A 6,988-nucleotide genomic window follows, 5' to 3' on the forward strand; every position below is an offset into this window, starting at 1 on the left:
AGCAACGGGGGGTACGGCGCCGACAGCCGAAGGACCAGCGTGTGGGAGGCCGGTGTCTCGATCGAGGAGATCGCCCGGGAGCCGCCGAGGAAGGCGAACTTCTCCTTGCCGACCCACTGCTCGAGGTTGAACTTCGCCGCCGCGGCGTCGAAGTCGGTGCCGTCGTGGAACCGCACGCCCTCACGGAGCGCGAAGGTGACCGTCAACCCGTCGCCGGACACGTCCCAGGACTCCGCCAGCGCCGGCTCCAGCGCACCACCCTCGCCGTAGGCGATCAGCGGCTCGTACACCAGGTCCATCGCATGGAACTGGCCCACGAAGTCCCACGGGTCCAGGATCCCCACCGGCTCCATGGTCGCCACCCGGATCGTCGTCCTCGCGCCCGGCTCGGAGGATCCACCTCCGGCTCCGCACCCGGCCAGCGCGAGGGCCGCGGCCACGATCGCGACGAGGCCGCGGACCCCTCCCCGACGGAGTCGTCGGTCGCTCTGGAGCGCTCCGCGCATCGCGTTGCCACCGCCCTTTCAGGCCGCCACGGATCGCACAGTTGCGAGGCCGACGTTGTTGCGAATGACTTGCAGCAACCCTAGGTCACGCCGGTGCCTCCTGCCCGCGGTTTCGGGAAGGAGAGCTTCTCCTCGGCATCCACCACGCACGGGTACCCAGGAGACGCATCACCGCAGGGACGGCGAGGCACCTGATCACCAGGGCGTCCAAGAGCACGGCGACCGCCATGGCGAAGCCCATCTGCTGCAGCATCCGGTCGGGTGACAGGACGAACGACCCGAACACGACGACCATGATCGCGGCCGCCGCCGTGATGACGCCGCCGGTGTGGGCCAGCCCTTCGCGAACCGCCAGGCTCGCGTCCCCGGTCCGCAGCCATTCCTCCCGCATCCGGGAGAGCAGGAAGACCTCGTAGTCCATGGAGAGCCCGAACACGATCGCGAAGACGAAGACGGGCAGGAACGCCTCGATCGGACCGGCCTGCGCTCCGAGGTATCCCTCCTGGAAGACGAGCGTCATCGCGCCGAGCGCCGCGCCGATGGAGAGGACGTTGAGCAGCGCCGCCTTGACGGCGACGGCGACCGATCGGAAGACCCACATCAGGAGGAGGCTGGACAGCCCCACGACGCAGAGGACGAACACAGGGAACCGGTCGGCCATCGTGTCGGAGAAGTCGACGTACGCCGCGGTGGCGCCACCCACGAGATGCGGTTCGCCGAGATCGTCTCGGAGGGCGGTCACCAGGTCTGCGGTCGCCTCGTCCTGAGGGCCGGTCGTCGGCTCGGCCCGGATGAGGAACAGACCGTCGGCGACGGCGACCGGCGGTGACACCCGGTCTCCGACGATGCCGGGGTGCGAAGCCAGCTCGGCGTACGCCGACCGCGCCTGGTCCTCCGTGCCCTCGGTGACGACGACCAGCGGACCGTTGGCGCCAGGCCCGAACTTCTCGCTGACCAGGTCGTACGCCGCCCGCGCGGTCGTGCTCTCGTCGTCGGTGCCGGCGTCGCTGAAGCCGAGGTTCATGCTCCCCGCGGGGATCGCGAGCGCTCCGAGTGCGACGACGGAGACGACCAGGGCCGGCCAGGGCGCGCGTTGCACCCACCATGCCCAGCGGCGCCAGACCTGACCGGTGCCGCGGCCCCGCTTCGCGGCATGCCGGTGGACCCGCTTCTCGATCCGTCTGCCGAAGAGGCTCAGCAGCGCGGGGAGGAGGGTGACGGAGGCGAGCATCGTCACGAGGACGGTGAGGGCGACCGCCGTGACGGCACCTTCGTACGCGTCGACGCCGAGGGTGAACAGGCCCCCAAGGGCGAGGATCACGCTGGCGCCGGCGAACAGCACCGATCGTCCGGCCGTGTCGAGCGCGACGCGGCTTGCCCGGTCCCTGCCGGCCCCGGCGAGCAGCTCGCTGCGGTACCGGCTGAAGATCAGCAGGGAGTAGTCGATGCCCACGCCCAGACCGACCAGCGCCAGCATGGCGGGGGTGTAGCTGGGGATGGTGAGCACGTGCGACAGCAGGACCGTCAACCCGAAGGTGGACCCCACCGCGAGCACGGCGGTGATGAGCGGCAGACTCGCCGCCAGGAACGACCCGAACATCAGCACCAGGATCACCACCGCCGCGAGCAGCCCGACCGCCTCGGCGGTCGACCCCCCACCGCCCTCGACCTGCCGTACGCCGGCACCGGAGAGCTCGACCTGCAGCGGGCCCGAGTCGTACGACCCGGCGACCTCGATGAGCTCCTCGTAGGTCGCGGACGGCGCGTCGCCCGTCCTGCCCTCGAGCGTGACCTCGACGAGACCCACCGTCCCGTCGCTCGAGACGGTGCCTCGCTGCGCGTCCGGCGGCGTGACGGACTCGACCTGGTCCACGGCGGCGAGGTCACGGGTCAGGGCATCGAGGTCGACGTCGCTGGCCCAGCCGCCGTCGTCGTGCAGCACGACGACGACGGTGTCGCCCGAGCGGGTCGGGGCATGCGTCTCGAGCAGGTCGGCGACCTCTTGCGACTGCGTGTCGGGGAGGGAGAAGTCGTCGTCGTACGCATCGCCGACCGCCTGGCCGGCGAACGTCGCTGCGACGAGCAGGACCAGCCAGCAGGCGAGAGCGGTCCAGCGGTGGCGGCCGGCGAAGCCGGCCAACCGTTCCATGCGGGTACGGCGGTCTGGCACAGCCTCGGTCATGGGCTCGGTGTGAGTCGGAGGTGGCGTCATGACACCGATGGTCGCGAGCATCCACGCGGTCCCGCGTCCTCCGTCGGACGTCTCTCCCTCGTGCGTGGGACGTGCGCTCCGGGCTCGCACGTACGCCCGTCGACGTACGTGGTCGCGCTTCTCGACGGAGCCGCGACCCGGTCGCCGGACCGTAGGATCGGTTCATGCTCACGATCGAGCGTCTCGACCGCTACCGCCTGCCCGCACGGGCGCAGGACGCGGTGCTCGCGCTCGTGGTGGTGGTCCTCCAGGTCCAGGGCACGGTGAGCAAGGTCGAGGCCGAGCCGGCGACGGTCATCCGCCCGCTCGCGGACTTCGGAGGGCTCGGCCTCGTGCTGCTCGCGGCGAGCGCGGCCGCCCTGGTCGTACGCCGCCGGTGGCCGGTGGCGGTGTTCCTCGCGACCGCGCTCGCCAGCGTCACGTACTACTCCCTCGACTACCCCGACGGTCCGGGGTGGATCGCGCTCTTCGTGGCGACCTACACGCTCACCGCGCTCGGGGACGGCCACCGGTCCCTCGCTCTGGCGGCGTCCGTGATCATCGTGATGAGCGTCGTGTGGCTGGTGGCGGGTGCCGACGTCGAGCCGAGGGCCGCGGTCGGCTGGATCTTCTTCCGGATCGGCGCGACGGTGATGAGCGCGGCGCTCGGCGAGAGCGTCCGGTCGCGGCGGGTGATCGCGGCCGAGGCCCTCGAGCGGGCCGAGCTGGCCGAGCGGACGCGTGAGGAGGAGGCACGCAGGAGGGTCGACGAGGAGCGGCTGCGGATCGCCCGGGAGGTCCACGACACCGTGGCCCATGCCATCGCCGTGATCAACGTCCAGGCGGGCGTCACCGCGCACGTGCTCGATCGGCGACCCGATGAGGCGCGGGCGACCCTCGAGGCCATCGAGCGCACCAGCTCGCGGGCTCTCGACGAGATGCGCGCGATCCTCGGGGTCCTGCGCGACGACCGGGACGACCGCGCGCCACAGCCGGGCATGGCCGATCTCGACGAGCTCACCCACACCGCGCGCGAAGCCGGCCTCGACCTGACGTTCGAGCGCACCGGCGCCGACGTACCCGTGTCGAGCGCGGTCGGAGGGGCGGTCTACCGGATCTTGCAGGAGTCGGTCACGAACGTGATCCGGCACGCGGGGCCCACGAAGGTCACCGTCGCGCTGAGCTGCGACCACCGCACGGTCGAGCTCCGGGTCGCCGACGACGGCCGGAATGGCGGCATCAGGCCCGGGGCGTCGCCGGGAGAGCCGGGGAGGGGCCTCCGCGGGATGCGCGAGAGGTGTCAGCTCCTCGGCGGTGACCTCGACGCTCGCCCGACGCCCGCCGGCGGCTTCCAGGTGGTCGCGAGGCTGCCGCTGACGCCCGGGACGGTCGTCCCGTGAGCGGCGGTGACGGCGCGACCGACGGTCGACCGATCCGTGTGCTCCTGGTCGACGACGAGGGCCTCGTCCGCTCTGGGCTTCGGCTGCTTTTGGAGGTCGAGGACGATATCGCGGTGGTCGGTGAGGCGAGCGACGGAGCCGAGGCCGTACGCCTCGCGCTCGCCCACCGCCCGGACGTCGTCCTCATGGACATCCGGATGCCCCGGGTCGACGGGATCGAGGCCACGCGGGGGATCGCCGCGATCGAGGGTCTCCGCGACGTCCGCGTGCTCATCCTCACCACCTACGACACCGACGCATACGTCTTCGAGGGCCTGCAGGCCGGTGCCAGCGGGTTCCTTCTCAAGGACGCCGGTCCGGCCGAGCTGCTGCACGGCATCCGCGTCGTCGCCGCCGGTGAGGCGCTGCTCGCCCCGCGGATCACGCGACGGCTCATCGCCGAGCTCGCCGTACGCCGCCAGGCCGCCCAGGCCTCCGACGAGCGGCTCGCCGTCCTCACCGACCGTGAGCGCGAGGTCCTCGCGCTGGTCGGCAAGGGGATGAGCAACGGCGAGATCGGTGGCGAGCTCTTCCTCAGCCCTGCCACCGCTCGCACCCACGTCAGCCGTGCGATGACCAAGCTCGGAGCGCGGGACCGCGCGCAGCTGGTCGTCGTCGCCTACCAGACAGGGCTCGTCGGCACCGACTGACCGGGAGTCACCCCTCGTCGTCGCCGGCCGACGACGGTCCGTCCGACATCTTGGCGAGCCGCGCGCGCAGGAGCGGCACGCGGTGCGCGTTCCCGTGCAGCGCGATGTACTGCTCGCCGTACTCCCGCAGGAGGGCGTCGTCGAGCCTGCGCACGGCGCCCGGTGGGTAGCGGTAGGCCATCCGCTCGGTGACGGCGGCGACGTCGACCGAGCGCAGGATCTCGCCCAGCTCGGTGAGCGAGGTGATCCCCAGCTCCAGCACCAGCCCGGCGATCCAGTCGTAGTGGTCGGGCCGTGACCAGCCCGCGTCGGGATAGCGGTCGGCCAGGAACGCGGCGAGGTCGCGAGGCGTGATGCGGGGGTCCTCCCCGCCCTCGTCGAGCCCGGGATCGGTCAGCGAGCCGCGGAGGCGCTCCCGGATCGTGGAGAACTCGCGGTCGGCCAGCTCCAGCAGCCCGGCCGCCAGGGTGAATCGGCGGTCGAGGTCGGGGACGTGCTCGTCGGGGACGGTGCCCTTGTAGCGGATGTCGTGCTCGAACTCCGCCCACGCGTGCTGCAGCACCGTCCTGACCTGCACCTGGGCACGGAGCCCGGCGAGGTCCGGGTGCTGGGCGTCACCGTCCGCCCCGAGGCTGATCAGCAGGTGTCGGCTCGCGTACCCGAACCGGCCCTCGCTCGCCGTCTCCCGCCCCATGTCGCGGTCGTCGTGGACGACGACCTGGTCGTCCAACAGGTCGACGACGGCCTGGACGTCGCTCTGCACGTAGGTGATGACCCGGATCCCGATCTGGTCGGTGATCTCGCGGAGCGGGTCGGTGAAGACGGGCTCCCCGTCGGCCGTACGCGTCGCCTTGTCGGCGAAGGACGCGACTGACTTCGCACGCCCGGTCACCGTCAGGTAGTTGATGCCGGCGTCGTCGAGGATCGAGGTCACCAGCCGCACGAACTCGGCAGCGGATGCCCGCAGCCGCGGTTGCCGCTCGGCGTACTCGCGCACGGCTGACCGGGGATCGCGGGTGGTGGGCGCGACGATCCGCTTCGCCCGTGGCGCGGGGCTCAACCCCTCGGGGAGGCTCGGGGTGACGATGTAGCCCGTCTCGAAGTCCCCGTACGTGGTGGTCTCGTCCGGGCGCCGGGTCGCGAAGAGACCGACGTACGCGCACAGCACCGCGTCGACCTGGTCCTCCACCACGCGGAGCGTGCTCTTGCGCTCGGCCGCCTCGGCGGCCTCGCGCAGGGCGCGCCACGTGTCCCCGGCCTCGGCCGTGTCCACGACCAGACGCGGGTCGGCGGCGCTGAGCCCTTCGATGAGGCCGAGCAGCACGATCAGCTCGGTACGGAGCTGCTCGAGGTCGCGGCCGGGCTTGTTCTTGTACTTCAGCGTCCGACCCAGTCGGAAGAGGGCGACCGTCGCCGGGTGCGGATAGACCTCGATGGCCCGGCGAGCACGCCCCGAGCGCGGGTTCATGTCCACCCCGAGTCGCGCCGCGAGTCGTGCACCGCGGGGCTTCTCGGAGAACTCGGGCTTGGCGGTGTTGGACGGGTGAGCGCCGGCGTCGAAGCGCGCGAAGTCCCGGTTGAGCGCGGCCTCGGCGGGCCGGTTGCCGGAGGCGTTGGTGACGATGAGAGGTGCGTCGATCGCCACGAGGCAGTCACCCGCGGTGTACGGCTCCAACGCCTCGGTGATCTCATCGTCCGTCCGTGCCGCGGACACGTGCACCAGGTGCCCCGTCGCGTCGATGACCGCGAGGCCCGTCGGCTTGCGCTCACCCCACGCGAGGTCGACTCCGACGAAGTACATGAGGCACAGCCTGCCCCATCGCGCGCGTCGTGCCTCGGCCGGTCGCTCTCACGTCGGTGTGCCGAGCTCCGCGGTCCTTCGGGCGAGGTGGTCGCGTTCGGGCTGGTTGCGGGCGAGCGCGTGTGCCTCCTCGTACGACGTGCGAGCCTCGTCGGCGCGTCCGAGCCGGCGCAGCAGGTCGGCCTTGACGGCCGGCAGGAGGTGGTTGCCCTGCAGCGCGCCGCTCCCCTCCAGCTCAGCGACCAGCGTCAGTCCGGCCTCCGGCCCCTCGGCCATGCCGACCGCGACGGCGCGGTTGAGCGCGACGACGGGCGACCGCGTGAGCTCGGCAAGCTGCCCGTAGAGGCCGGCGATCCGTCTCCAGTCGGTGCTCGCGGCTGTCGGCGCGGCAGCGTGGCACG

General features: G+C 71.9%; 5 protein-coding genes and 1 pseudogene. 2 read left to right on the forward strand and 4 right to left on the reverse strand.

Translation table 11 applies throughout. The annotated features are described in order from the left end of the window. Both PV363_RS14280 and PV363_RS14285 read right to left on the reverse strand, forming a co-directional pair. On the reverse strand, positions 1 to 506 hold a 506-nt coding region (locus tag PV363_RS14280), incomplete at its 3' end, for an ABC transporter substrate-binding protein (RefSeq protein ID WP_301022657.1). Between the two features lie 85 nt (positions 507 to 591). Beyond that, complete coding sequence (locus PV363_RS14285) at positions 592 to 2,688, reverse strand: MMPL family transporter (protein WP_301022658.1); 2,097 nt, start codon at positions 2,686 to 2,688, stop codon at positions 592 to 594. A gap of 194 nt (positions 2,689 to 2,882) precedes the next feature. Between PV363_RS14285 and PV363_RS14290 the strand changes: the two genes are divergently transcribed. Together PV363_RS14290 and PV363_RS14295 are read left to right on the forward strand one after the other, a co-directional pair. Further along, entirely contained in the window at positions 2,883 to 4,097 is a 1,215-nt protein-coding gene (locus tag PV363_RS14290) for a sensor histidine kinase (protein ID WP_220344305.1), read from the forward strand. Beyond that, complete coding sequence (locus PV363_RS14295; protein ID WP_301022659.1) at positions 4,094 to 4,786, forward strand: response regulator transcription factor; 693 nt, start codon at positions 4,094 to 4,096, stop codon at positions 4,784 to 4,786. Before PV363_RS14290 ends, PV363_RS14295 begins: the two co-directional genes overlap by 4 nt. 7 nt (positions 4,787 to 4,793) lie before the next feature. On the opposite strand, the gene PV363_RS14300 is transcribed toward PV363_RS14295, so the two are convergent. Both PV363_RS14300 and PV363_RS14305 read right to left on the reverse strand, forming a co-directional pair. Next, positions 4,794 to 6,587 (reverse strand): DUF429 domain-containing protein, encoded by a 1,794-nt coding sequence (locus tag PV363_RS14300; protein WP_301022660.1) that lies wholly within the window; start codon positions 6,585 to 6,587, stop codon positions 4,794 to 4,796. A gap of 48 nt (positions 6,588 to 6,635) precedes the next feature. Further along, positions 6,636 to 6,988: pseudogene (locus PV363_RS14305) on the reverse strand (RNA polymerase subunit sigma-24); the annotation flags it as partial.

The sequence above is a fragment of the Mumia sp. genome (assembly GCF_028803055.1).
GTDB lineage: Bacteria > Actinomycetota > Actinomycetes > Propionibacteriales > Nocardioidaceae > Mumia.